Raw genomic sequence first — 24,622 nt, forward strand, 5'->3', positions numbered from 1 at the left:
AGCTATTTTTTTGAGGTACGTTTTAGCGCCGTTCTCTGATACTTAGCCAGGCACTTGCTGCTCCGCACAGTGCAATGACCGCCATGCCCATCACCGCCCATTGATCAGGGACATGGCCATAAACCAGCCAGCCAGCGAGCAAAGCGCAGGGAATTTGGCTGTACAAAAAAGGCGTGATGGTCGCGGGCTCAGCTTTTTCATAGGCTTTGAGCAGCATCAAATGCCCAATGGTGCTGCCCACTCCCATGGCAATGGCAGCCAGCCACAGCGCTGTGGTATCAGGCAACTGCCACACCCAAGGCAGGGCCATGCATGACACGCTCAGCGCCAGCAAGCTGGTGTAGATCTGTGTGGTGACCGGGCTTTCTTTGCCCGCCATTTTGCTGCTTAAAATTTGATAGGCCGTATTGGCCACGAGTTGCAGCGCCGGCCACACCAAGGCCCAGCCGCTGAACTGATCGCCACCGGGGCGCAGAATAATCAAGGTGCCGGCAAAGCCCAGCGCTACCAACACCCAGCGCAGCGGGCTGACTTTCTGGCCCAGCCAGATGGCGGCAACGAGGGTCAGAGCCAAGGGCGCTAGCGCCACGATGGCGGTGAACTCCGCCAGCGGCAGATAACGCAGGCTGAGCATGGCCAGCACATTGCTCATGCAAAACAACATAGCGCGCAGCAACTGAAAGCCGGGGCGCTGGGTGCGAAAAACGGCCAGCCCATGCCGGGTCAGGCCAAAGCCCACCGTCAGGGCGGACTGCAGCACGTAGCGCAGCCACAGCGCCATCAACAGCGGCAGCCATGCGCCTGCGTATTTCGCACCGGTATCCAAAATCGAAAAGAAGGCGCAAGCCAGCACCGTATAGCCAATGCCCGTCAGCGTGTGGCGATGGGCGGCAGGGGCTGAGTGCTGTGACATGAACAAGTCCTGGCTAGGGAGACAAGGAGGCAGCTTTAGGCGTTTTTGCCCTGAAGTCCATACAAATCAAGGACAAGCTGCTATTGAAATCAGCAAACAGTCTGAAAGCTGGACGCAAGGCCAAAGCCAGAGACAGCAAGCAAGAGCCGCCTCGCAGCGATGCTGTCGTCCCCCTCCCATAGCGCGAAGCGCGTAGAGAGAGGGGGAAGGCGCGCAGCGCTTCAGGGGGTGTTAGCTATTACAAGCCCAACTCCAGCGCCAGCAGCTCGTCCACCGTCTGGCGGCGGCGAATCAGTTGGGCTTTGCCGCCATCGACCAGCACTTCAGCAGCCAGCGGGCGGGTGTTGTAGTTGCTAGACATGGACGAGCCATAAGCGCCCGTGTCGTGAATCACCAGTAGATCGCCCACCGATGCACCGGCCAGCAAGCGCGGCAGCACCACGCCGCCGTCGCCTTGGGTGAACACGTCGCCGGATTCGCACAGCGGGCCTGCCACCACGCTGTCTTGCGCGGGCAGGCTTTGGCCGTCGCGGCGCAGCACTTCCATGCCGTGGTAGCTGCCGTACATGCTGGGGCGCATCAGCTCGTTAAAGCCGGTATCGACCAGCACAAAGTGGTTGCTGCCCGCATTCTTGGTGGCGCGCACGGTGCCTAGCAGCACGCCAGACTCGGCGACCAGGAAGCGACCGGGTTCGAGTTCGAGCCCCAGCTTGTGGCCGACCACGACCTCGGCTTGCTGGCGCGCCGCGTCCCACAGGCCGTGGTAGTGGGCGGTGTCGATAGTGGCATCGCCTTGCTTGTAAGGGATGGACAGGCCGCCACCGGCACTGATGGCGTGCAGGTCCACGCCTGCCGCCTTGGTTCGCTCCACCAGCTTGACCATGGCGCCGCACACTTCTTGCAGGTGGGCGTAGTCCACGCCAGAGCCAATGTGCATATGCAGGCCTGCCAGCACCAAGCCGCCTGCCTTGATGGCCTCAAGCGCCAGTTCCAGCTCGGTATGCCAAATGCCGTGCTTGCTGTGCTCGCCACCGGTATTGGTCTTGTTGCTGTGGCCGTGGCCAAAGCCGGGGTTGATGCGCAGCCACACATGGTGGCCCTTGGAGACAGCCGCCAGCTGGTTCAGCATGTCGATGGAGCCTGCGTTCACGGGCACTTGGTGCTCCAACACGGTGGCCAGAGTCGCTTCGTCCATCACATCGGCGGTGTAAACGATGTCGCTGGGCTCGCCAAAGCCGCCTTGGTAGCCCGCTGCAATGGCGCGCAAAATTTCGCCGCGCGAGACGGAATCGACCTTCACGCCTTGCGCGCGCATCAGCTTGAGGATGTGGATGTTGGAGCAGGCCTTTTGCGCAAAGCGCACCGTGTCAAAGGCTTGCAACTGGGCAATGCGCTCGCGGATGGTGGCGGCGTCGTACACCCACAGCGGCGTGCCGAATTCGTCAGCCAAGTTCCAGAGTTGAGCGGGAGTGAAGGGGTTGGCCATGGCGTGCTTTGTGAAAATAGAAAAACTGGACGCATGATGCGTGGTTTTATCTATTCAGTCGAATAGCTTGTTTTATGAGGTTCATTCATATTCGATATGCTTTAGAGATGAATGAACAAGACGCAGCGCTGCGTATCACCCATCGCCACATCGAAATCTTTCGCGCCGTGATGACCGCTGGCAGTGTGACCGGAGCGGCTCAGCTTCTCTACACCTCGCAGCCCACCGTCAGCCGCGAGTTGGCGCGCATGGAGCAATTATTGGGCTACGCCCTTTTTGAGCGGGTGCAGGGCAGGCTGCGGGCCAATGCGCGGGCCTTGCTGCTGTGGGATGAAGTGCAGCGCAGCTGGCAGGGCTTGGAGCGGGTGGTTGACCGGGCGGTAGAGCTAGGCCGCCCCCATGCCGCCCACATCAGCGTGCTGTGCCTGCCTGCGCTCAGCCACGCCTTGCTACCGGGCGCATTGGCGCGGCTGCAAGCCAGTCAGGGCGAGGTGGCTGTCAGTGTGACTACGCAAGAAGCGCCACTGTTGCAAGAGTGGATGGCCGCCCAGCGTTTTGACTTGGGGCTGTCTGAGTTGGCAGATGCGCCACCGGGCACGCGCAGCCAGCCCTTGCCGGCTATGGATGAGGTGGCGGTGCTGCCGGTGAACCACCCGCTGGCGAGCAAGGCCGTCTTGACCGAGCAGGATTTTGAAGACCAGCCCTTCATCAGCTTGGCGCGAGATGACCCATACCGCTCGCAAATTGATGCGGTATTTGCAGCGGCTAACGTGCGCCGTCAGCTGAGTTTAGAGACCGCCAGCGCGGTCGCGGTGTGCGCCATGGTCCAGCATGGGCTGGGGCTGGCCATCGTCAACCCGCTCACGGCGCGGGCCTGTGCGGGCCCGCAACTGGTGGTGCGGGCGTTGACGTTCTCCATTCCTTTTCAGGTGCATATGCTGCTGCCGCTGCACCGACCCGGCAATGTTGGTACATCGGCGCTGGTGCAGGCGCTGGAGCAAGAGGCGCAGACCTTGGCTTACAGAGGAGGCTGAATGAGCCGATAGAGATTGGATTGGTTTGCTGTCACTCACTTCGATTGGATTTCTTATGTTGCAGTGCACAATCAGATGCTTGTAAGCAAGGAGTCCTGCATGGCCCAATCCCCCATTCTTTACCGCACTGCCAGCGAGTTGCTGGGTATCAGCATGGCTGCTCCGCAAGTCATTCAGCACCGGCTCACGCGCATGGCGCTCAGCGGGCCAGTGCTATCGGCGCGAGATCAGCAAGAGTTCACCCGCATGGTGCAGGAAAAGCAGGCGGCCTTTAGCCAAGCCTGGTGGACTATGGGGGCAGAGATGTTCACAGTGCAGCAGCAGATGTGCCAAGCGTGGCTGCAAAACCCTTGGGCAGCAGGTCGTAATCTGCCCGCAGCCATGGATAAGGCTGCAGCCAAAAGCCTGGCCCCCATTCGCCGCAAAGCGCAGGCCAATGCCAAGCGCTTGTCAAAAACGAGCGTTTAACTAGGCTGGCTAGTCCCCAATCGGCTTTAGACCGTAGACTTTTACACCTTCAGCCGCTCAATCAAGCGCTGGCTGCTGTCATCAAGCCCTGTCAGCTCTACGCTGCAGCCATGCTGGCGCAGGCGCGCTATCACTTTTTCTAGCGCACCCACGGCGGTAATGTCCCAAAAGTGGGCGCCGCTCACATCAATACGCACCTGCTTGCCAGCTGCGGCGCGCACATCAAAAGCCTCGATCAGCGCGTCGGCAGAGGCAAAGAACACTTGGCCGCTCACCATCCATGTATAAATCTCGCCAGCTTCATCAGTGCTGGCTTGCACCTTCAGCATATTGGCCACCTTGAAGGTGAAAAACACGCCAGACAGCAGCACACCGGCAATCACGCCCGTTGCCAGGTTGTGGGTGGCGATGGTGATGACCACGGTCACCAGCATGGCCGAGCTAGACAGATGCGGGTGGCGCACCAAATTGCCCAGCGACTTCCAGTCAAAGGTCGAGACCGACACCATCACCATAATGGCCACCAGAGCAATCACCGGCACTTGCGAGACCCAAGGCTTGAGCGCCACCATCAAAATCAGCAAAAACACCCCGGCAAACAAGGTGGACAGGCGGCCCCTGCCGCCGTATTTCACATTACCCACGGCCTGACCAATCATTCCGCAGCCCGCAATGCCGCCAAACATGCCGGAGGCCACATTAGCCATACCAAGACCAGTGCACTCACGGCTTTTGTTGCTGGGCGTGTCCGTTAAATCATCCACCACGGCGGCGGTGAGCACGGATTCCAGCAGGCCCACCATGGCGATCGCCAGCGCTGGCAGGGCGATGATGCGCAGGGTCTCGATGCTGGCGGGAATCTCCGGCAGGCCAAACAGCGGCAAGCTGTCTGGCAGGTGGCCCAAATCGGCCACCGTTTTGAGCGGCAGGCCCATGAAGACGCTCATCAGCGTCAGCACCAGCACGCAAATTAAGGGCGATGGGATGGCGCTTAGCGCCTTTATGCCTAGCCGCTGCCCCACCAAAGGCAGGCCGTAAATCAACACCAGCCCCAGCGCCAGCATGACCCAAGTCGCCATATTGGCGCCTTGCAAATGCGGCAGTTGGGCCGAGAAAATCAAAATCGCCAGAGCATTGACAAAACCGGTGCGCACGGAGCTGGAGACAAAGCGCACCAGGGAACCCATCTTGCACAGGCCAAAGGCGATTTGCATGGCCCCGGCTAGCAAACCCGCCGCCAGCAGGTACTGCAGCCCGTGCGATGCCACCAGCGGCGCAGCCACCAAAGCCACCGATCCCGCAGCCGCAGACACCATAGCCGGGCGCGCACCAAACACCGCAATCACGATGCTGATGATGAAAGACGCGTACAGCCCCACAGCCGGATCCACGCCCGCCACAAAGGAAAAAGCAATGACTTCAGGGATCAGCGCAAACGTGGCCACAGCGCCAGCCAGCAGCTCACGCGGCACGCTAGGCGCCCATTCGGCGCGCCATCGGTTCAAAGAAAAAGTGGAGTTCATATCGCAGCAGCAAGTGATGCGCTGCATTGGCAAAGCAGGCAGCGCCGGTGGGCGATGTTAAGCATTGCCGATGATTTTTGCTGCGCGAGGGTCAGCGCGCTTGAGAGGTTGCCTATGAAGTCGCTTGTCAGGTCGGGCGCTTAAAACAAACCATCTTGGGCCTAAACCGCTGCACCACCTCACCGCGCTGGTTCCTGGTGTGGGCCAACACCCGCACCTTGGCGCGGTTCGGTTTGGATTGGGAGGGGATGATCTCCACAATCTCAGACTCCACCTGCAGCACATCGCCGGGGCGCGTGGGCAGGGGCCAAGCCAGCTCCTCCATGCCGCCGCCAATGATTCCGTCGGCCAGCGGAATGCTTTGCGTCACCAGCAGCATGCTGATCGATGCCGTATGCCAGCCGCTGGCGGCCAGCCCCTGAAAAAAGGTGTTCTTGGCCGCTTCAGGGTCAAGGTGAAAAACCTGCGGGTCGAACTGCTGGGCATAGGCAATGATCTGCGCCTCATCCAGCGGGTAACCTTGGCTCACAAACTTTTGACCGACGTACAAATCGTCCAGATACAGCTTTTCGCTCATGCTCGCTTCCCCTTTGGTCTTGGCATTAGTGACATGTCAGTATGCGCGGGCTTTGGCCAAGCAGGTGTTGCGCAGGTGCCAGCGCGTTCGCGCTCCAGCTATGCTTGGCCCCATGATTTTTGAGTTTGAAGATTCCGAGGTCGCTGAGGTTACTCAGCAAGGCGATGCGCTGCATATTCGCTTTTCTGCCGCCCGTTTATATGACGCAGGCCGCACCGGTGCAGGCGAAGGCCAGTGGCAGCCTTTGCTATTGATTTGCAAGCAGGTAGTCGATATAAATAAAGGACTTGAGCCTGATTTGACTGAAGTTTTGAGCTCCGTAGGCTGTGTGCAACGAGCGCAATTGCTGCTGGACGGCCAGCGCCTGCGCAGCCTGCCCATGCCGTTTGAAAGCGATGCTGTGTTTGCGCTTGAGTTGGAGTTTGCCGGCGGCCTTTTCTGCCAGCTAAAAGGGCAGGGGCTGGAGTTGCGAGAACTGCCTAGTCAGTGCGCCGTGGGCTCTTATCAGTGTTGAGTGAGGCTGGATAAGGGCGAGCTACGGCATTGAGGCATTTTGGTTTTGAATCCGTGCCTTAACGACTGAGTTCAGTGTGCGCCGCAGGCGATTCGCTGGAACGAATTGTTATGCCTTTATGGCCTTGAAAGAAGCAAAGAAAGACTCGGCTGCAGTCCATACCACAGCGAGGGCGCCCAAAAAAATCGAGATCCGTTGATCCGCCAGCTTCCCCAATGCAGCATCCTCGGCTGTTAATGAGAAATACCCTAAATGGATACCAACAACCGCGCCTGCCCACGCGAGCAGGACAACGGCGACTTGGTTCAGCGACGGCACTTTTTTATAGTAAAAAAAGCTCACCGCCAGAAACAGCAGGCTAGCAGTGGCGCCAACGTAAAGGCCAATGAGATTTGGATTCACTTGGCGCCCTTGTCGCGAGAACCGTTGCCAAGGAAAGCGCCAATGACGCCACCGAATAGCGCGCCGCCAATCCCGGGGGCAATCAGATTGCCGATGACAGCCCCGCCCACAGTTGCAGCCAATACCTGCGCATTCTTGTCACCGGCCGTGACGACGACCTTCTTCTCGCTGACCTTCGCCACTTTAGAAGTCTCAACTCCTTGCCGGGGCTTCTGCTGTGTAGTCTTCTTCTTGATACTGTTTCGAGGATTGCTATTGGGCATATTTGGCTCGTCTTACCAAGCAGAAATTTGAGGCATAACTAGATTTAGGCGACACCTAAAAATGATCGTCGTTCTTATAACTCAGGGCCGCACTATCTAAAACTCCAGATTGTCAATCAACCGCGTGCTGCCCAGTCGCGCAGCTCCCAGCGCGACCAAGTCGCCGCTGGTGGCGTCCGCTGGTGCAAGCAGATCGCTGCGTTGGCGCACCGTGAGGTAGTCCGGCTCCCAGCCCTTGGCGCGCAGCTCGGCCATGGCTTGGGTTTCTAGCTTGGCCAGATCTCCGCCTTGGCGTGCTGCATCGGCCAGCGCCTTGAGCGCTTGCGACAGTGCCATGGCTTGCACGCGCTGCTCGTCGTTTAAGTAGCCGTTGCGTGAGCTAAGCGCCAAGCCGCTGCCAGCGCGGGTGGTGGGGCAGCCAATGATTTCAACCGGCAGCGCGAACTGCTGCACCATGCGGCGAATGACCATGAGCTGCTGATAGTCCTTTTGCCCGAATACGGCCACGCCGCCGCCGGTGGTGGCAAACACGACCTGAAACAGCTTCATGACCACGGTACACACGCCGGTGAAGAAGCCGGGGCGAAAGTGGCCTTCCAGAATGTCGGCCAGTGCGGGGTCGGGCTGCACCTTGAAGGTCTGGGGCTCGGGGTAGAGGTCTTTTTCCTTGGGGGCGAAGACGATGTCACAACCTTCGGCCTGCAGCTTGGCGCAGTCCGCATCAAACGTGCGTGGGTAGCTATCAAAATCTTCGTGCGGCAGAAACTGCAGGCGGTTCACAAAGATGCTGGCCACGACCACATCGCCATGCAGGCAGGCTTGCTGAACTAAAGACAGATGGCCTTCATGCAGATTGCCCATGGTGGGCACAAAAGCAGGGCGGCCGCGACCTGCAAGGGCTGCGCGCAGGTCGGCGATGGTGTGAACGATTTGCATGGCTGAAACGGGGAAGCGGAGAAAAGAAAACAGGAAGGCGGAGGCTCTTACCAAGCGTGCTTGGCGTTGTCGGGGAAGCTGCCGTTTTTCACAGCCTGCACATAGGCTTCCATAGCGCCTTTGACACTACCAGCGTCGGCCATGAAGTTGTGAACGAACTTGGCCATCTTGCCCAAGTTCACGCCTAGCATGTCGTGCAGCACCAGCACTTGGCCGGCCGTGCCGTTGCCTGCGCCAATGCCGATGGTGTGGCAGTCTTTGAGTTCTTCGGTGAGCTTGGTAGACAAAGCGGCGGGCACCATCTCCAGAACCAGCATGGCGGCACCGGCGTCTTGCAACTCCAATGCGTGCTGGCGCAGAGTGGCAGCGGCTTGCTCATCCTTGCCCTGAACGCGGTAGCCGCCCAGTGCGTGTACGGTTTGCGGCGTCAGCCCCAGATGGGCGCAGACGGGCACGCCGCGATCGACCAGAAAGCGCACAGTGGGTGCCGTCCAGCCGCCGCCTTCGAGCTTGACCATATGGGCGCCGGCCTGCATTAGCTCGCAGGCGTTGCGCATGGCTTGCTCGGGGCTTTCGGAGTAGCTGCCAAAGGGCATGTCGGCAATCACCCATGCGGTGGCCTGCGCACGGTGCAGGCCACGGGTTACGCTGGCGGTGTGATAGGCCATATCGGCCACAGTCACGCCCACGGTGCTATGCAAACCTTGGCAGACCATGCCCAGCGAGTCGCCCACCAAAATGCATTCCACGCCCGCAGCATCGGCCACGGCGGCAAAGGTGGCGTCGTAGGCGGTGAGCATGGTGATCTTCTCGCCCGCAGCGCGCATCTGCGCCAGGCGCGGCAAGCTGATGGGGCGGCGCTGGGGCTGGGGCGAAGAGGGGGGAATGGTGCCGTAAGGCGTGCCGGTGGCGGTCATGGTGTTGTCTCCTGAAATGCTTTGAGGCTTTCCCTGCCGTCTTGGTGAGCAGGTATGAATTGTTCGCGAGTCTATGTCATGCTGCACCTGCACAACAACTGCCAAAGCTACATTCTCGTTACCGAGGTTGTGCTGCATAAGATATGGGTAACCGCAAAACCGTGTGTGAGTTGCTAATTTTGATAGCATTCAGTCCTTATTGATACTGCACTTGCAGGCGATTTGACTCGTGAAAACCGTTTTAGACTTCACCAATCCTTGGCAGGCCGATGCAGCCCGCTTGCAGCATGGCTTTGGCGTGCCTGAAAAAGTTTTGCAGGCGCACAGTCCTGAGGACATACCCGCCGTTTTGGAGGCTGTGCAGCAAGCCGCCGAGCAAGGAAAGTGGTGCATAGGCTGGCTGGCGTATGAGGCAGCTAGCGCCTTTGATAGCGCCTATGCCAAGGCAGTACACAGTGCAACGCCCGGCCAGCCACTGGCTTGGTTTGGCGTACATGCCGCGCCGCAGGCGGCGCAAGCCGCACCAACTCACCTGACGACCCGGCCTGTGCAGTGGCAAACCGCCCTGAGTCGCGATAAGTTTGATGCGCATATTGCGCGCATTCATGCTGCTATCGCGGCCGGTGAGTGCTATCAAATTAATTACACAGCTCCCGTATCTGCAGAGCTTCCCGGGACTGAATCGCTTGATTCGTCAGAGCTGGCGCAGGCCCTGTTTGCGCGCTTGCAGCAGGCCCAGCCCGGCGGCTATGCCGCGCTGGTCGATAGCGGCGATATGCAGGTGCTGTCGGTATCGCCGGAGTTGTTTTTTGACTGGGATGGCGAGCAGATTCTGACCCGCCCCATGAAGGGCACAGCCGCCCGTGGCCAAACGCCCGAGGCCGATGCGCTGGCAGCGCAGACCATGCGCGAGTCCGTCAAAGAGCGGGCCGAGAACGTGATGATTGTGGATTTGCTGCGCAACGACCTCTCGCGCATCGCCCAGCCGCATAGCGTGAAGGTGCCGCAGCTGTTTCAGGTGCAGGCGCTGCCAGCGGTGTGGCAAATGACATCCGATGTGGTGGCCCGCACCCGCGCCGGTGTGCGGCTGGTCGATGTGTTTGGCGCGCTGTTTCCCTGTGGCTCGATTACCGGCGCGCCCAAGCGCCAAGCCATGCGGCTAATTCGCGAGCTGGAACCCCAGCCGCGCGGCGTGTACTGCGGCGCGCTAGGCGTGGTGCGACCGGGCACTGCGCCGGGGCGCATTCATGCGACGTTCAACGTGCCTATTCGCACGGTGGTGATGCAAGGCTCGCAACTGACTTGCGGCATTGGCAGCGGTATTACGGCCAGCGCCAATGCGGCTGATGAATGGATGGAGTGGCAGCACAAGCAAGTGTTTTTGAAGGTGTTGGAAGGTTCACGTTCAAGCTAAAGGGCGAAAATGAAGACACAGTTTGAAATTCTCGAAACATTGGCCCTGAAAGATGGCCGCTGGCAAAACTGGCCGTTGCACTGGGCGCGGCTGCAAATTACGGCCCAGCATTTTCGCTATCCGTTAATGCAAATGCAGCTAGAAAGCGATATGGCTCATCTGGCGCAAAAGTACGCCGAGGGCGAATGGCGCGTGCGGCTGGCGCTGGCTGCCAGCGGCGCTGTGCAGTTCACGGTGGCGCAACTGTTGCCCAGCGCCGAGCCGGTAAAACTGCAACTGGCGCGCCAGCCCATACTTAACGAGATTGCGCACAGCGATGTGGTGCGCTTCAAAACCACGGTGCGTCAGCATTACGCGTTTTTTGAGCCCAAAAGTGCAGAGGTGTTTGACACCATTTTGTTCAATGAAAGCGGCCAGATCACCGAGGGCACGCGCGGCAATATTGCAATGCAAATCGATGGACATTGGGTTACGCCGCCTTTGCTGTGCGGGCTGCTGCCGGGTGTGGGCCGTGCACTGGCATTGTCTGAGGGACGCTTGGTTGAGAAGGTGGTGCTCATCGACGACCTGCGCCGCATCACTGGCTGGGCTTTTGTTAATAGCCTGCGTGGCTGGCTGGATGCCCGTTTGATTGCATAGCCTGTGTTTGTTATCGTGGGTGCATCTGCAACCCTGGAGGAGCCCGAACCATGGAAGACGAAGACTTTGATGCGCTCTATCTGGATTTGATGAAAGAGTTCTTGTCCACCGCCACCCCTGTGCAGTGGCTGGCCGTAGTCACCACCATGAACTACGACAACGGCAGCGCGCTGCCGGACTGGATCAGCAAGTACCCCAATCTGGAGCCCGCCGTGGCCAAGGCGTTGTACTGGTATCAGCAGCCGGGCTACTTTCAGCACTATGCATCGCAGGACAAAGTGCCCAGCATCAACCGCAAAGGCTGGGCGCGGGTACAGGCGCTGAGCCAGCGGTTTGCAGATGGCAATCTGGCCCCCGCAACCATTGGCTGGGACCCGGCTAATGATTTGGCATCACCCACCGGCAACGAAAAGCACCCCGGCTACGACTGGACCAGCGAGGCCGTCAAGGGCAGCGAAGCGCAATGGCCGATTCCTGCCGTCATGCTGGAAGCTGTGCCCGGCACGCAACCCGATATCTACGCCTATGTCGACGAGCAGGGCTGGGAAGACGGCATGCCCCCTCATGTACAGGACGAGCTCAATGCAGCTATGGATGGGGAAGAGTCGGATGATGAAGATTGAAAGCTGCTTTAGGTATCTTTATTTGATACCTTTTTGAAAGATTAACGAAATTTAGATTGATTGTTCTACTATTTATCTACCACAACTTTTGAGGTATGACCATGAACTCCCAAGCCGTTTCAAGCCACAAGCCTTCTTCAGCCTTTATCGGCGCTTCCTGGGCCGCGCTGCTGCTGGGCATCATCGCCTTCATGGCCGGGTTGTGGAATGCCAATATGCAGCTCAATGAAAAAGGCTTTTATTTCGCGGTGCTGGTGCTGGGCTTGTATTCGGCCATCTCTTTGCAAAAAGTGGTGCGTGACCGGCTGGAAGGTGTGGCCGTGACCGGTATTTACTACGGCATCAGCTGGGTGGCGCTGCTGATTGCGGTGGCGCTGCTGGGAACGGGCTTGTTCAATGCCACGTTGCAGCTGAGCGAAAAAGGTTTCTACGGCATGGCTTTTGCGCTGGCCTTGTTTGGTGCCATTGCGGTGCAGAAGAACACCCGCGATAACTTTGGTGCGGATGATGGCGCAACAGTCTTCAAACGCAGCAAGGGTGAACGTAACGGCCCCACGCTGGTGGCTACAGACCCAGCTAAGCCCGCAGATGCTCAGGATGTAGCGGTTAACAATCGCTGAACTGCTTCACCCGTCGCACTTTACCCTCAGCTTCTCCCTCCTCAACAGGCGCCCTTGGTTGGCGCCTGATTTGCGTTTTGCTGCAGTATTTGACGGTCCACAAACTGCTCAAAGACTTGGTTAAGCGTTGCAGGGGCTTGCGCATCCAGTGGCCAGTTTTGCAACTGCGCAAGGCCCAGCACAGCTGCCTCAAAGCTGGAGAGCTGGCCGGGCAGGTGAGCTTTGCGAATAGCGTAACCAGAGTCCCCCACCTCCCGCAAAGCCACGCGGGGTAAGCTTTGCAGGGCGGGGTTGAGGTAGAGCATCTTGCGGCTTTTGCGCCAAGTGCCGTCGATGATGACCAGTCGCAACTGCTCAGGCGGCAGCGGCCAAGGCTGGGGCAGGGCGCTGGCCTGTGCAAGGCCCAGCGTCGCATCTTGCTCAGCAGTGTCGGGGTAGAGCAGCAGGCTTTGGCGCGGGACTTGCCCGTCCCAGCTGCCTTGCAGCGCTTGCTGAAGTTCTGCGCCATCAAACTGCTCGCGCACCATGATCCGGCTGCGCGGCAGGCAAAGGTGCAGCAAATGGCCTGTGCCCTTGGCCTCGTGCACTTCCATGGGGTGCATGAGGATGAGCACTTCGACCTGATGCTCCACAGACTGAGCCAGTGCGCAAATGCAGGTGCGCTGCGCGCGGTGGCAGTGGGGGCAGCGAGGGCGTTGTTCAGTTTTGCTCATGATTTGAGAGCTGTAAGTTCTTTAGTTGTATGGGCAAAAAGCTGTTTTTACTTGAATCCCATATCTCTGAAACAACAACGCCCGCAAGCATGGGCTGCGGGCGTTATTGATCAAAGCGGATGGCTTTTACAAGCGGCCCTTGAAGTAAGTGCCTTTGTCCATATCCACCACATCCACGCTCAGCTGCACCACTACGCCAGCAGGCTGGGGCACGAGACGGCGCAGCACTTCGGCCATGCCATCCGACATTTGCTTTTTAGCTTCTGTACTGCGGCCGGCCATCAACTTCAGCTCAACATGTACAAAGCCGCGGCCCTCAGGCTGGTTGCCGATGTAGACCTTGTCCATGTCCAGACGGGCAATGCGCGACTTCACATCAGCTTCGTCGGGGACGGTGGGGTGTGCGCAGACCACAGCGTTGATCTCACGCATCAGCTCGCGCTCGTTTAGGCCGGTCAGGTTGTTGGTGTATTCAATGTGCAGATGAGGCATGGTGTTCTCTAGCGGGGGTAACAAACCCTGTTTTACAGCATCTGGGTGGGCACTTTGTGGCGCAGCTCGACTTGTTTGTTGCTGTCGTCCACAAATACCAGCTGGGGCTTGTGCTCGGCCACGTCCTTTTCATGCACTTGGGCGAAGGAGGCAATGATGAGCAAGTCACCCACGCAGGCGCGGCGTGCTGCGGAGCCGTTGACGGAGATCATGCCCGTGCCGCGCTCGCCCTTGATGGCATAGGTCACAAAGCGCTCGCCGTTGTCGATATTCCAGATATGGACTTGTTCGTTTTCGACAATATTGGCGGCGTCCAGCAAGTCTTCATCAATCGCGCAGGAGCCTTCGTAGTGCAGCTCGCATTGCGTGGTTTTGACGCGGTGGATTTTGGATTTGAGCAGGGTGCGGAACATGGATTTTGTCTCTCTGGGTCGCTTTGTGTGTTTTGAATGGTGCAGGCCTGTGCTTGCAAAAAACCACGCAAGTCTAAATGCGATCGGGGAAACCCATGTAGTCCTCTGAGGTCATTGAAAGAGAAATGTCGCCTAACTGCATTCCCGTTGTCGATAGCCGTGGCCACGGTCTGCGAAGACCGACGTAACAACTGCTCATAAAACTGTTGTTTTGTTGCAAACATCAGGGTTGTAACCCATGTTTCATTTTCACTTTGTTTAATGACTTCAGTCCCCGGCGAGGTCGTGCTTCTAAGCCTGTCCTTTCCCGCTCTGCCGGGACTTTCTCATTTTCATAAACATAGTGAACAGCATGAAACGATCCTTCCTCGCCCTTGCCGCTTTGACTGCCTCTGCCGGCGCAATGGCCCAATCCAGCGTCATCGTCTTCGGCGTGGCCGATGTTTCGGTGGCTCATATCTCCACATCGAGCAAGAGCGTGTCCGGTCTGGCCAATGGCGGCAACTCCAGCAGCCGTTTGGGCTTTCGCGGTGTGGAAGATCTGGGTGGCGGCCTGAAGGCGGGCTTCTGGCTTGAGGGCAGCTTGAGCGTTGATGACGGCACGGCTGCCGGCTTCAAGTTCGACCGCCGCTCCACGGTCAGCCTGATGGGTAACTTTGGTGAAGTGCGTCTGGGTCGCGACAAAACGCCGGCCTACCAGAACCTGGAGACCTTTCACGCTTTTGGCGACACCGGCATGGGTGGCATCAACGGTCACAACCTGATCAGCAGCTCTGCAGCCGGTACGGCTGAAGGCTCCAACCCCAAGCGTGTCTCCAACGGCATCAGCTATCTGCTGCCCAAGCTGGGCGGCGTTTACGGTCAGGTGACGCACAGCTTCGGCGAGCAGTCCAGCAACAGCAGTCTGGCCAGCAATACCGGCCTGCGTCTGGGTTATGCCAACGGCCCCGTGAATATGGCCGCAGCCTACAAAATTGCCCGAGGTGGTAGCGCCGCAACTGGCGTGGACTACAAGACGTTCAATATCGGCGCTTCCTACGAATTTGGCGTAGTCACGCCCATGCTGCTGCTGGCTTCCGAGCGCGGCAACAACAAGCGTGTGGACCTGTACAGCGTGGGCGTGAAGATGCCTTTGGGCGCTGGCGAGTTGCGTGCCGCTTACAGCTGGTACAAGGACAAAAAGCAAAGCGATGCGGGCTCTCAGCGTCTGGCACTGGGCTATGGCTACAAGCTGTCCAAGCGCACTGAAATCTACGCTGCCGTAGCACGCATGAGCAATGACGACAAGGCCAGTCGCAAACTAGGTTCTTCACTGAGCCCCACGCCCGTGGTGGGCAAGAGCATGACAGGCTACGAGATTGGCCTGCGCCACAACTTCTAAGCAAGCGGCCATGAGAGTGTTGCGGCAGTTGCCGGGCACTCTCAGGCTTAAAACTTGCAAGGTTTGGCCTCCGGGTGGGGAAGCCATCCGACTCTTCGCAAGCTTGCCCCGCACCTGCGGGGCTTTTTTATATCTGCTCGTTTAGGGCAGATCCAGCACGCAACCATCACCAATGCGGTCGCGCCAGACGCAGATTTGGCTGGCGGCAGGTTGCCGGTCAGACAGGGTGGTGGCGATGCAGTGGCAGAGGCAGCCCAGCGTGGGCTTGCCCAAAGCAGAACTTCATCGGAAAAGTGATGCTCAAGCGGGTCACGCAGCCATTGAAGGCTGGCCGGCCCGGCCGCCTTCGCCTTGCAAGGCGTAGAAAATCTCTTTGATGCTTTATGTCATCGTTGGATCAAAAACTCGTACACCCTAGGTCAGAGGCAGCATGCAAGCGCCGCCGCGCAGCGAGGCTGTTGTCCCTTGTGTCCTGTTTAAGGGGAAGCGGCGTAGCCGCTTAGGGGGAGTCAATTACACAGGGGTATAGGCCAGACGCACGTAAATAGGCGCATAGGCCTCGGCCTGGGTGATCTCGATCAGCGTTTCCTTGGCCAGCTCCAGCATGGCGATAAAGGTCACCACCAGCACGGTTGAGCCCTTTTCGGGATTGAAGATGCGCTCAAACTCTACAAAGCGCTGACCTTGCAGCTGCTTGAGGATCTGGCTCATGTACTCGCGTACCGAAAGCTCTTCACGCGTGATCTTGTGGGTTTGCACCAGCTTGGCACGCTTCAAAATGTCGCGCCAAGCGGCTTGCAGCTCGCTGATCTCTACATCGGGAAAGCGCGGCTGCAGGCTTTGCTCAATATGAACCGTGGCTTTGAGGAAGTCGCGCCCGTACGTTGGCACCTGACCCAGTTGCATCGCTGCGAGCTTGATCTGCTCGTACTCCAGCAGGCGGCGCACCAGCTCGGCGCGGGGGTCTTCGGCCTCTTCGCCGCCTTCTTGCTTTTTAGGCGGCAGCAGCATGCGAGATTTGATCTCGATGAGCATGGCTGCCATCAGCAAGTATTCGGCTGCCAACTCCAGGTTGCGCCCGCGCACTTCATCCACATAGGTCATGTACTGGCGCGTGACGTCCAGCATAGGAATGTCGAGGATGTTGAAGTTCTGCTTGCGAATCAGATAGAGCAGCAAGTCCAGCGGGCCTTCAAAGGCTTCGAGAAAGACTTCCAGCGCTTCTGGCGGGATATACAAATCCTGCGGCAGCGCAAACAGTGGCTCGCCGTACAGGCGCGCCAAAGCCACCTGATCGATCACGGAAGGCGTCGAGTCAGGTGTGTCCGGGTTCGGACTCGGTAAGACGGCTTGGTTTTCAGCCTCGCTCATTGCTTGCTATTCTTGCTATGGAATATAGAGCTGTAAGCGCTTGATGAATAAGCGCTAGAGGCTGATTTCATCTGAAACTAATCAGGATGGATTGGCTTGGTACACGTAAGGGCCTTGCTCCACGCGGCCAGCGCGCAGGTCATCCCATACTTCGGCGCTGATGTTTTTGTCCCACAGCAGAGCGCGGCCAGCCAGTTGTTGTTGTTCCAGCTCGGGCTTTTGCTTCTTCAAATCATTGATGAAGTTGGTGGTGTCGGAACGGTAATCGGGGCGACGGAAGAAAGACATATGTGTGAAACCTCTCAGATGGCAGGATTTTAGCCGCTCAAGTGCTGCTGGGGAGTAAGTGGCACTTTTGGCGCGGCGAACGTGTTTTGACAAGCGTTGACGAAGCGCTGCGCTGCACCCACCTGCATGCTGTAAAAATCAGCTTTCTGTCCTTGTAATCATGGATGATTTATCACTATGAAATTATTTTCCCGTGTAACTGCTGCCTTGGCTGCTGCTGCGATTAGCGCTTTGGCTTTGCTCGGCTGCGATGAGCAAAAGATTAAAGAGCTGGAGGAAGGCCTTTCCACTGAAGCCGATGTGCGCGCCCAGTTTGGCGAGCCCGAGCGCGTGTGGAGTGAGCAAGACGGCTCGCGCACTCTGGAATACAACCGCCAGCCAGCGGGTGCCAGAAATTACATGATCACCATTGGCTCAGACGGCAAAATGAGCGCTTTGCGCCAAGTGCTGGCGCCGCATAACTTTGCCAAAGTGGTGGCGGGCATGGAAGAAGGCGAGGTGCGCCGCATGCTTGGCAAGCCGGCCAAAACGATGACCTTCGCGCGCAAGCAAGAAACGGATTGGGATTGGAACTACATTGACCCTCCGACACGCGAGATGGAGTTCACCGTCACCTTCGGGCCTGATGGCCGGGTGCTGCGCACGCTGAACCGCGAGCGCCTGCCTGACGAGCCGCGCCGCTAAACAGCTTTAAGCCGAAGGCTAGCCAAGCCATGTCTGCGTGATTGCAGACATGGCTTTTTTCATGGCTGAAGCGATCCGCATGCGAGCTGGTTGCTTCAATTTTAATAGCTACTGGTCCTTTATTTATATGGACTTAAAGCGTAAAAGGCTTTGAAAAATTCAAAAAACACAGGCTGAAATACACCTCAATATTTGTTGCATTGCAGCAAATGATGCGCCTAAGACATGGCTTCATTCGTAAAATCAAGGGGTTTCCCGGAGCTACCCGCGCCGGTTGGCCTAGGTCTTTATCGAGACTCTGGGCAATCCCATTGCTGTCTTATCCGACATGTCCACACCGCTATCAACCCCCGCCAACTCTGGCCTAGTCAGCAGCGTCGATGCTGCGGCTTCGAATGCCAGCCCCGCTGCCCCCCTCCCAGCGATGACTGCGGCTTTGCGCCATGGCCGCTTTGAGGATGCGCAGGCACTCTTTACCGGCTCACTTTTTGTCTCCATTGCCATGATGCTGTTTGCCCAAGCGGGCCTGCTGACTGGCAGCACAGCCGGCATTGCCTTCTTGCTGCACTATGGAACGGGCTTGCCTTTTGGCGCCACCTTCTTCGTCATCAACATCCCGTTTTACTGGTTTGCCTGGAAGCGCATGGGCCCAGAGTTCACGATCAAGACCTTTATCTCAGTGGCCATGCTGGCGCTGATGGCGGACGTGGGCCCGCGCTTTATTCATATCGATTATCTGAACCCGCTGTATGCCGCCGTAGTCGGTGGTTTGCTGATGGGCTCGGGCTGCTTGTTTTTGGCCCGTCACCGCTCCAGCTTGGGAGGCGCGACCATCGTGTCGCTGTACCTGCAGGAGCGCTACGGCATTCGCGCGGGCAAGGTGCAGATGATGATTGACTGCACCGTGGTGCTGCTGGCGTTGGCCATGGTGCCGTTTGATCGCGTGGCGTACTCGGTACTGGCAGCCGTGATCATGAGTTTGTTTTTGTGGATTAGTCACCGCCCCGGACGCTATCAGGGTAACTAAGCGAGCCCCATTAAAAAGCCCCGCCTCGGTGAAAACCGGGCGGGGCTTTTTTGTGACTAAGAGCGGCTAACACAACGCAGCAAATCGAAGATTTGCGATTGAGACGAGGCGCGAAGCCGCAGCCAGTACAAGCGTACGACAAGGCGAAGCAACGACGTATCAAGGGTTGTGTTGCGGCTCTAACTGGAAATTAGACGCTGCTATCAGGCGACGGTAATCGTCTTTTGCGCGCTCAGTGTTTGGCCCTGCTCGTCTTTCCAGAACATGTTCAGCTCGCCGCTTTCGCGGGCGAGAAAGGTGAACTCGATATAAGGGTTCTGAGAAATCGAAGCACCCGGCTCCCAGCTGAACAGCAAGGTGTTGCCCAGCTTGGCTTCAAAGCGATTAACGATATTGCGCGGGCGCGCTTTGCCGGTCGCAGGGTCAATGCGCAGGCCGGTTTCCATCACATGCTCCATCTGGGCGCGTACGCGCAGCACTTCGCCCTTTTTAGGAGTGGCGTTGCTGACCCAGATGCGGGGTGGTTTGCTCATCAAGATTCCTTTCAGTTCAAGCATCCATTCGGTATGGATGTCTGAATTCGTTATGGGCCTTAAGCCAGCAGCCGCCGCGCCAAGGCCGCCCTGCCGCGCTGGCGGTGTCCCGCTCCCGCGTAGCGAGAGAGGGGGAAGGCGCGAAGCGACTCAGGGGGGGTGTCTAGATTTACATGCCGCAGCCGCTGGCGGCCACAGTCACTGCCTGTTTGGCGATTAGCACCTTGCCGCTTTTCATGCGCGCCATGGCGTGTACGGTTTGTGACTGCGACAGGCGAATGCGAACCGCTGCCTCCGCCGTGCCGGCCGCTGCCGTGAATTGCATACGGCAAGACAGGGGCAGGGGGTTCAGATCGGCCAGCACGATGATCTCTTCGCACCAGTCTTGCTCGGTAATGGGCAGCGTCACCTTGACTTTGACGGGCACGGCGCTGGGGTTGTCTGCCAGCACGGGGACATCCAGCAGCAGGCCTTCGGTTTGTGGCGTGGACTTGCCGGTAAACAAGGTGACTTGCCTTCGAAACTCAGCAGGGTTGGGGGCCAAAGCCCCGACCAGCGGCGTCTTGGCCTGCGCCAGTGCAGCTGCAGGCAGCGCCAGAGTAGCCCCTGTGGCCGCCGCGCCCAGAACCAGACTTCTACGGGTGGTGTGCTTGAACATGTCTCTTCTTGTATCGAATGCCGCTTGCAAGCAAACAGCGGTTAAAACGGGCAGGGTCCCAGTGAGAGACGCCGAGCAAGAGCCGCCTTGCGGCGAGGGCGTCGTCTCCCTTAGCCCCTCAGAGGGTTACGTGCCCAAGAAGTCGCTGAACTTGCTATTAATCCAAGCAAAGTCTTCTTTGACCAGATCAGGTGTGCGCACATCCATATCAATCTGGGTCTGATTGACCTGACCATTGGTGTCCACCTCGTATTCAAACTTGACCGAGATTTCTTCTTGCGGCTCGCCGTTGACCATCATGTAGCAGAGGTTGTCGGGCAGGCGGGCGACGACTTCCTTGCCAGAGACGCGCTCGGCAATGTTTTGGGCGACGATCTTGCCCACATAGTTGGCAACGTGGCCACTCTTGGGGTAGTGGCCGAACTGGGGCGAAATCGCTCCCATCAGATCGCCCACAAAGTACACGCGGTCATCGGTCTTGGCGTGGAACAGGCGGTTGTGCATGTCTGCCCAGCCTGTGGGCTTGCCGGTGGTTGCATCTTTGCCGATCAGGTCAGCCTGCCACACCATGTCCGCGGCTTGGTGCGGGGGCATGAGGATGGCGTCATCAAACTTGAAGTCACCAGCAGCTGTCTTGATTTGCTTGTTGAACGGGTCGACTTCCTTGATGCCGGCGTTGGGTACGTGGGTGATGATGTCTGCGTACAGCTCATCAAACGCTTGCTTGTAGCCCACGCCAATGGGGGCGATCTTGGGCTTGGGGTCGAGGATGACGATCTTGCCGGGGATCTTGTTTTTCTTGATGTGCCAAGCAATCAAACAAGCGCGCTCGTATGGCGAAGGAGGGCAGCGGTGGGGAGGAGGCGGCAGCGTCATCACCAGCGTGCCGCCCTTGAAGTTTTGCACCTTGCTCTTGAGCGAGAGCATCTCTTGGTTAGGGATGTAGGCGTTGGGGAAATGTGTGCGCGTGTACTCAATGGCGCGCTGGTCGTTGCCAAACCAAGCTTCGTAATCGTTGCGAATACCGCCCGACAGAATCAAAAAGTCATATTCGATCAGGCCGTGGGCGGTGCGTACCTGCTTCTTGTCGCGCTCAAAACCGTTTACTTCGGTTTGCAGCAAGGTGTAGCCGTACTTGTTGGCCGGGTGCAGCATGTCGCGGTTGACGAAATCGGTGTTCACGATATCGACCAGCCATTTGTTGCTCATGGGGCCGGACCAGAAGGTGGCATTGCGCTCGAGCAGCACCACGTCCGAGTTTGGGATCAGCTCGCGCAGATAGCGCGCAGCCGTCATACCGCCCCAGCCGCCACCGCAGATGACGATGCGTGGGCCCTTGCCCTTGCGCGGCAGGATGGGGGACTGGCTGGAGATGATGCTGGGCGCAGCCATTGCGGGGCTGGCCATTGCGCCCAAAGTGGCTGCGGCTGTGCCCAGTGTCAGGGCGGGAGGGGTTATCAGAAAGTGGCGACGTTGCATCTTTTAAGACTCCTTATGGGTGATCACCTGCATGCGAGGCGCTGGCGCTGGTGGCACGGCGCTGCCTCGCTTGGATTGCGATGAGGTATTGGAAACAAACGCAGGCCTGCAGGCGGCTGGCGCAGAGCTTGCGGCAACCAATAAGGAGCAAGAAAAGAAGAGTCTTTCTGAGCCGACACGCGGCATCAGCAACAGCGGCTGTTTAATCGATTGTAGTGAGGCAGCAAGCCTGAATGCTGCTTCAAGCTTGCACAGTGCTGAGTTGGGACAAGCCCGGTGCGCCAAGATCCCTATGGTTTGGCGTTGGGCCTCGTCTTCAAGCGCGATTGCGACGCGCAGTCAGCGCAAGCATTGCGCCCAGCCCAATACCGAACACGGCCGGAAAACTTGCCAGCGACAGTGTGGACACGCCCGACAAACCTTGGCCAATCGAGCAGCCGGCAGCCAGCGCACCGCCAAAGCCCATGAGCAGACCACCGCCTGCGCTAGCAGCTAGCCGCGCAGGCGAGTCAAAGCCTTCCCAGCGTGCCGTACGGCTTGCGATGGCGCAGGCAAAAGCACCGGCGAGTACACCCGCTGTGAGCGTCATGCCAATGCTCAGCTCGCGGCCCACAGAAAGTTGTAGGTACAGCATGCTCTCGGCAATCGGGCCGATAAAACTCAAGCTTGTCAGCTTGGTGGGTTCGAACTCATCTACGCCGATATGCGCCGTAATCCACCAGCCTGCAGCAACCAATAAGCCAATCACGATGGCACAGATGAACTGCACAGGGCTGCGGCGCAGCGCAGGATGTTTAAATGCATAGAAGGCAAGTAGCAGGGCAATTGCAGCGGCCAGCAGCAGTGCGTTGACGGGCTGCAAATAAGCGCTAAGCGTTGATTGCGCCAAAGTGATGGGTGTCAGCGACTGAATCCATAGGCGCACAGGCGTCAACACTCCTGTCATCGCCATCTGCGTGCCCAGCGCCAGAAACACCACCGTGACCAATGAGCGCAGATTGCCCCCGGCTAGCAACACCAGCGAGCGTGCTCCGCAGGCCCGTGCCAGCACCATGCCCACGCCAAACACCGCGCCGCCAAGCACAACGCCGAATACGGAAAAACTAGTGCGAGCGATGGCCGCTTGGCTGAAGTCAATCCAGCTCAAGGCTTGCATGCCTTGCGAGGCCAGCAAAGCCACGGCTAAAGCCAGTGCAAAGGCTTGCAAGGCAGGTGCTGAGCCATTGGCAACTTCCGCGTCTTGCCCTAGTCGCTGGCGCAGCCCGCGCAGCAAACAAAAACGCCCTAGTCGCGCAGCCACACCAAACGCTACGCCCAGAAAAAAAATAGACCAAAACAACATATGCGCAGGAATTGAGTTGCTTAATGCATTCACAGATGCTTGCAATGGACGCGTTACTGAAGGGGCCACCCAGCAAGGGCCGCCCCGCAGCGATGGTGGCGTCCCCCTCCCGCAGTGCAAAGCACGAAGAGAGAGGGGGAAGGCGCGTCAGCGCCTCAGGGGGTGTATGGAATCAAGCTCCCCAGATGTCCGCGCTGATGGCCTTGTACCAAGCCGCGCCGTAATCGGCCTCGGCCTTGCGGAAGGCGGCATTGCCATCCATGGGGCTGACGCCGCCCGAGTTGGCAACTTCAATCAGTTTGCCAGCTTGTGACTTGTAGACGCCGGCCACGGAGATGCCGTAGTCATTGCCAATCAAGCTGTAGCAGGTGTTGGCAAAAGCTGCGTTGGGCAGGGGCTGGCCTGTCAACTCCGCAGCAATGGCGGCTGCTGCCACCTTGCCTTGGGTGTTGGCAGCAAAGCCCGACTTGGGCATGGGCGCTGCAATGGTGGCGTCGCCCAGCACGTACACGTCTTTGACGCGGCTGGACTCAAAGCTCTCAGGCTTGATGGGCACCCAGCCACTGGCGTCAGTAACACCTGCGCGGTCGGCGATGAAGCCGGCCTTCTGCGGTGGAATGACGTTGAGCACATCGGCCTTGTGCTTGGTGCCGAAAGCGGTTTCCACTTCCAGATTCTTCGCATCCACGCGAGTGACCTTGCCGTCGTCCGACTGCTTGACCCACTCAATCATGTCGCCGTACAGGGCTTTGTAGCCTTGCAAGAACAGGCCTTGCTTGGAGAAAGCGTCCTTGTCGTCCAGCAGCAAAATCTTGCTCTTGGGCTTATGGGCTTTGAGGTAGTGGGCCACCATGGCGGCGCGCTCGTAGGGGCCGGGCGGGCAGCGGAAGGGGTTGGCGGGGATCACCATCACAAACTTGCCGCCATCGGGCATGGCTTCCAACTGTTTCTTTAGCAGCTGGGTTTGCGCACCGGCTTTCCACGCGTGGGGTGCCAGTTGCGAGGCCGCTTCGTCATAGCCTTCCAGTGCGTTCCAGCGCATGTCGATACCGGGCGACAGCACCAGCTTGTCATAGCTCAGCGCTTGACCGTTGGAGAGCAGCAGTCGTTTGGAATCGGTCAGCACATTGTCGGCACGGGCATGCACCACGTTCACGCCCACTTTGCGCAGGCCGTCGTAGCTGTGGCCGATGCTGTCCCAAGTGCGTAGGCCTGCCAAATACAGGTTGGAGAAGGGGCAGGTGTAGAAACGCTCGGCAGGCTCGACCAGCGTAATTTGAATGTGAGGGGCAAACTTGCGCAGGTAGCGTGCGGCCGTGGCACCGCCAAAGCCGCCCCCGACGATGACTACGTGGGCATCAGCTGCCTTGGCTTGCACGATGGAGGGGAGAGCCAAGCTGACTGCGCCAGCCGCTGCGCCACCGATGATTTGACGACGATTGATCTGCATTTATGGGGCCTTCTTGCTGAACCACTGGGCCAGCGCTTTGAGTTGTTCGTCGTCATAGCCCTTGGCCAGACGGGTCATGACGGTGGCATCCTTGGCGGTACTGGCCTTGAAGGCTTGCAGGCGTTGCAGCAGATGCGCTTCAGGCAGGCCGCGCAGCTGGGGCATGCCGCCCGTCGATCGGCCATCAGGCCCGTGGCAGTTGGCGCAGCTCGCTGCCAGCACGGCCACATCTTGCGCACGTAAGGCGGATGCAGGGGCGGTGATTGGCGCAGCAGCGCTTGCCAGTGCTGAGAGTGGTGCACTCATGGCGAGCGCCAGCCAGAGCACGGGGCGTGCAGAGGTGAGCAAAGATTTCGATCGCATGGGGCTTCCCTGTTTGCCGCGCTGGGTGCGCTGGCTGTTTTTGGACTCTGTGCTTGGTGGCGTAGCTGTGTTGAATGCGTACATTCACTGGAGCCAAAA

At 58.6% G+C, this 24,622-nt stretch carries 30 protein-coding genes; 10 read left to right on the top strand and 20 right to left on the bottom strand.

Going from position 1 to position 24,622, the window contains the following annotated elements; all coding sequences use genetic code 11:
- Window positions 1-22: 22 nt before the first annotated feature.
- Window positions 23-913, bottom strand: coding sequence for a DMT family transporter (locus KUF54_RS16270; RefSeq protein WP_219343793.1), 891 nt, complete (start codon window positions 911-913; stop codon window positions 23-25).
- A 238-nt stretch (window positions 914-1,151) separates the two neighbouring features.
- A complete protein-coding gene (lysA, locus tag KUF54_RS16275; protein WP_219343794.1) occupies window positions 1,152-2,399 on the bottom strand; it encodes a diaminopimelate decarboxylase in 1,248 nt (415 codons plus the stop codon).
- Window positions 2,400-2,506: 107 nt separating this feature from the next.
- Between lysA and KUF54_RS16280 the strand changes: the two genes are divergently transcribed.
- Together KUF54_RS16280 and KUF54_RS16285 are read left to right on the top strand one after the other, a co-directional pair.
- On the top strand, window positions 2,507-3,433 hold the full coding sequence (locus tag KUF54_RS16280; protein WP_219343795.1) for a LysR family transcriptional regulator: 927 nt from the start codon (window positions 2,507-2,509) through the stop codon (window positions 3,431-3,433).
- A gap of 99 nt (window positions 3,434-3,532) precedes the next feature.
- Window positions 3,533-3,901 carry a polyhydroxyalkanoate granule-associated phasin gene (locus KUF54_RS16285; RefSeq protein ID WP_219343796.1) on the top strand — a complete coding sequence of 123 codons (369 nt, stop codon included), beginning with the start codon at window positions 3,533-3,535 and terminating at the stop codon, window positions 3,899-3,901.
- 41 nt (window positions 3,902-3,942) lie between these two features.
- On the opposite strand, the gene KUF54_RS16290 is transcribed toward KUF54_RS16285, so the two are convergent.
- Complete coding sequence (locus tag KUF54_RS16290; protein WP_219343797.1) at window positions 3,943-5,424, bottom strand: SulP family inorganic anion transporter; 1,482 nt, start codon at window positions 5,422-5,424, stop codon at window positions 3,943-3,945.
- A 127-nt stretch (window positions 5,425-5,551) separates the two neighbouring features.
- Entirely contained in the window at window positions 5,552-6,001 is a 450-nt protein-coding gene (locus tag KUF54_RS16295; RefSeq protein ID WP_219343798.1) for a MaoC family dehydratase, read from the bottom strand.
- A 112-nt stretch (window positions 6,002-6,113) separates the two neighbouring features.
- On the opposite strand from KUF54_RS16295, the gene KUF54_RS16300 reads away from it, so the two are divergent.
- Window positions 6,114-6,515, top strand: a complete 402-nt coding sequence (locus KUF54_RS16300) for a hypothetical protein (protein WP_219343799.1) — start codon at window positions 6,114-6,116, stop codon at window positions 6,513-6,515.
- 108 nt (window positions 6,516-6,623) lie between these two features.
- Here the strand turns inward: KUF54_RS16300 and KUF54_RS16305 are convergent, their stop codons facing one another.
- From KUF54_RS16305 to panB, 4 genes are all read right to left on the bottom strand, one after another.
- Window positions 6,624-6,917: a hypothetical protein gene (locus tag KUF54_RS16305; protein ID WP_219343800.1), complete on the bottom strand. Its 294-nt coding sequence runs from the start codon at window positions 6,915-6,917 to the stop codon at window positions 6,624-6,626.
- Window positions 6,914-7,180 carry a hypothetical protein gene (locus KUF54_RS16310; RefSeq protein WP_219343801.1) on the bottom strand — a complete coding sequence of 89 codons (267 nt, stop codon included), beginning with the start codon at window positions 7,178-7,180 and terminating at the stop codon, window positions 6,914-6,916. Before KUF54_RS16310 ends, KUF54_RS16305 begins: the two co-directional genes overlap by 4 nt.
- 96 nt (window positions 7,181-7,276) lie before the next feature.
- Window positions 7,277-8,116 carry a pantoate--beta-alanine ligase gene (gene panC / locus KUF54_RS16315; protein WP_219343802.1) on the bottom strand — a complete coding sequence of 280 codons (840 nt, stop codon included), beginning with the start codon at window positions 8,114-8,116 and terminating at the stop codon, window positions 7,277-7,279.
- 47 nt (window positions 8,117-8,163) lie between these two features.
- Window positions 8,164-9,033 (bottom strand): 3-methyl-2-oxobutanoate hydroxymethyltransferase, encoded by an 870-nt coding sequence (panB, locus tag KUF54_RS16320; RefSeq protein WP_219343803.1) that lies wholly within the window; start codon window positions 9,031-9,033, stop codon window positions 8,164-8,166.
- A gap of 229 nt (window positions 9,034-9,262) precedes the next feature.
- On the opposite strand from panB, the gene pabB reads away from it, so the two are divergent.
- The 4 genes from pabB (at window position 9,263) to yiaA (ending at window position 12,329) form a co-directional block, all read left to right on the top strand.
- Window positions 9,263-10,447 (top strand): aminodeoxychorismate synthase component I, encoded by a 1,185-nt coding sequence (gene pabB / locus KUF54_RS16325; protein WP_219343804.1) that lies wholly within the window; start codon window positions 9,263-9,265, stop codon window positions 10,445-10,447.
- A 9-nt stretch (window positions 10,448-10,456) separates the two neighbouring features.
- Window positions 10,457-11,086, top strand: a complete 630-nt coding sequence (locus KUF54_RS16330; RefSeq protein WP_219343805.1) for an aminotransferase class IV — start codon at window positions 10,457-10,459, stop codon at window positions 11,084-11,086.
- Between the two features lie 50 nt (window positions 11,087-11,136).
- The gene (locus KUF54_RS16335) at window positions 11,137-11,709 is read left to right on the top strand and encodes a DUF4274 domain-containing protein (RefSeq protein ID WP_219343806.1); all 573 of its coding nucleotides are present in this window, start codon (window positions 11,137-11,139) and stop codon (window positions 11,707-11,709) included.
- 101 nt (window positions 11,710-11,810) lie between these two features.
- On the top strand, window positions 11,811-12,329 hold the full coding sequence (yiaA, locus tag KUF54_RS16340) for an inner membrane protein YiaA (protein WP_219343807.1): 519 nt from the start codon (window positions 11,811-11,813) through the stop codon (window positions 12,327-12,329).
- Between the two features lie 41 nt (window positions 12,330-12,370).
- Here yiaA and KUF54_RS16345 read toward each other — a convergent pair whose 3' ends face one another.
- The 3 genes from KUF54_RS16345 to panD all read right to left on the bottom strand — a co-directional run bounded on the left by KUF54_RS16345 (window position 12,371) and on the right by panD (window position 13,947).
- Window positions 12,371-13,042 carry a tRNA-uridine aminocarboxypropyltransferase gene (locus KUF54_RS16345; protein ID WP_219343808.1) on the bottom strand — a complete coding sequence of 224 codons (672 nt, stop codon included), beginning with the start codon at window positions 13,040-13,042 and terminating at the stop codon, window positions 12,371-12,373.
- Between the two features lie 126 nt (window positions 13,043-13,168).
- On the bottom strand, window positions 13,169-13,534 hold the full coding sequence (locus KUF54_RS16350; protein WP_219343809.1) for a 5-carboxymethyl-2-hydroxymuconate Delta-isomerase: 366 nt from the start codon (window positions 13,532-13,534) through the stop codon (window positions 13,169-13,171).
- A gap of 32 nt (window positions 13,535-13,566) precedes the next feature.
- On the bottom strand, window positions 13,567-13,947 hold the full coding sequence (gene panD, locus KUF54_RS16355; RefSeq protein WP_219343810.1) for an aspartate 1-decarboxylase: 381 nt from the start codon (window positions 13,945-13,947) through the stop codon (window positions 13,567-13,569).
- 352 nt (window positions 13,948-14,299) lie between these two features.
- Here panD and KUF54_RS16360 point away from each other — a divergent pair, with 352 nt between their 5' ends.
- Window positions 14,300-15,328 carry a porin gene (locus KUF54_RS16360; RefSeq protein ID WP_219343811.1) on the top strand — a complete coding sequence of 343 codons (1,029 nt, stop codon included), beginning with the start codon at window positions 14,300-14,302 and terminating at the stop codon, window positions 15,326-15,328.
- Between the two features lie 141 nt (window positions 15,329-15,469).
- Here KUF54_RS16360 and KUF54_RS17490 read toward each other — a convergent pair whose 3' ends face one another.
- The 3 genes from KUF54_RS17490 to KUF54_RS16370 all read right to left on the bottom strand — a co-directional run bounded on the left by KUF54_RS17490 (window position 15,470) and on the right by KUF54_RS16370 (window position 16,987).
- Entirely contained in the window at window positions 15,470-15,601 is a 132-nt protein-coding gene (locus tag KUF54_RS17490; RefSeq protein ID WP_255576173.1) for a hypothetical protein, read from the bottom strand.
- A gap of 240 nt (window positions 15,602-15,841) precedes the next feature.
- Complete coding sequence (locus KUF54_RS16365; RefSeq protein ID WP_219343812.1) at window positions 15,842-16,699, bottom strand: ScpA family protein; 858 nt, start codon at window positions 16,697-16,699, stop codon at window positions 15,842-15,844.
- A gap of 81 nt (window positions 16,700-16,780) precedes the next feature.
- Window positions 16,781-16,987 (bottom strand): DUF3460 family protein, encoded by a 207-nt coding sequence (locus KUF54_RS16370; RefSeq protein WP_219343813.1) that lies wholly within the window; start codon window positions 16,985-16,987, stop codon window positions 16,781-16,783.
- 177 nt (window positions 16,988-17,164) lie between these two features.
- Here KUF54_RS16370 and KUF54_RS16375 point away from each other — a divergent pair, with 177 nt between their 5' ends.
- Both KUF54_RS16375 and KUF54_RS16380 read left to right on the top strand, forming a co-directional pair.
- A complete protein-coding gene (locus KUF54_RS16375; protein WP_219343814.1) occupies window positions 17,165-17,671 on the top strand; it encodes an outer membrane protein assembly factor BamE in 507 nt (168 codons plus the stop codon).
- A gap of 298 nt (window positions 17,672-17,969) precedes the next feature.
- Window positions 17,970-18,698 carry a YitT family protein gene (locus KUF54_RS16380; protein ID WP_255576462.1) on the top strand — a complete coding sequence of 243 codons (729 nt, stop codon included), beginning with the start codon at window positions 17,970-17,972 and terminating at the stop codon, window positions 18,696-18,698.
- A gap of 203 nt (window positions 18,699-18,901) precedes the next feature.
- Here the strand turns inward: KUF54_RS16380 and soxZ are convergent, their stop codons facing one another.
- From soxZ to KUF54_RS16410, 6 genes are all read right to left on the bottom strand, one after another.
- Entirely contained in the window at window positions 18,902-19,231 is a 330-nt protein-coding gene (soxZ, locus tag KUF54_RS16385) for a thiosulfate oxidation carrier complex protein SoxZ (protein WP_219343816.1), read from the bottom strand.
- A 169-nt stretch (window positions 19,232-19,400) separates the two neighbouring features.
- Window positions 19,401-19,889: a thiosulfate oxidation carrier protein SoxY gene (locus KUF54_RS16390; RefSeq protein WP_219343817.1), complete on the bottom strand. Its 489-nt coding sequence runs from the start codon at window positions 19,887-19,889 to the stop codon at window positions 19,401-19,403.
- Window positions 19,890-20,015: 126 nt separating this feature from the next.
- Window positions 20,016-21,368, bottom strand: coding sequence for an FAD-dependent oxidoreductase (locus KUF54_RS16395; protein WP_219343819.1), 1,353 nt, complete (start codon window positions 21,366-21,368; stop codon window positions 20,016-20,018).
- 316 nt (window positions 21,369-21,684) lie between these two features.
- A complete protein-coding gene (locus KUF54_RS16400) occupies window positions 21,685-22,710 on the bottom strand; it encodes a YeeE/YedE family protein (protein WP_219343821.1) in 1,026 nt (341 codons plus the stop codon).
- A gap of 172 nt (window positions 22,711-22,882) precedes the next feature.
- Window positions 22,883-24,160 (bottom strand): NAD(P)/FAD-dependent oxidoreductase, encoded by a 1,278-nt coding sequence (locus KUF54_RS16405; RefSeq protein WP_219343823.1) that lies wholly within the window; start codon window positions 24,158-24,160, stop codon window positions 22,883-22,885.
- Window positions 24,161-24,523: a c-type cytochrome gene (locus KUF54_RS16410; RefSeq protein ID WP_255576174.1), complete on the bottom strand. Its 363-nt coding sequence runs from the start codon at window positions 24,521-24,523 to the stop codon at window positions 24,161-24,163.
- Window positions 24,524-24,622 lie beyond the last annotated feature (99 nt).

Origin of the sequence: Comamonas sp. Y33R10-2 (assembly GCF_019355935.1) — a bacterium.
Taxonomy (GTDB): Bacteria; Pseudomonadota; Gammaproteobacteria; order Burkholderiales; family Burkholderiaceae_C; genus Comamonas.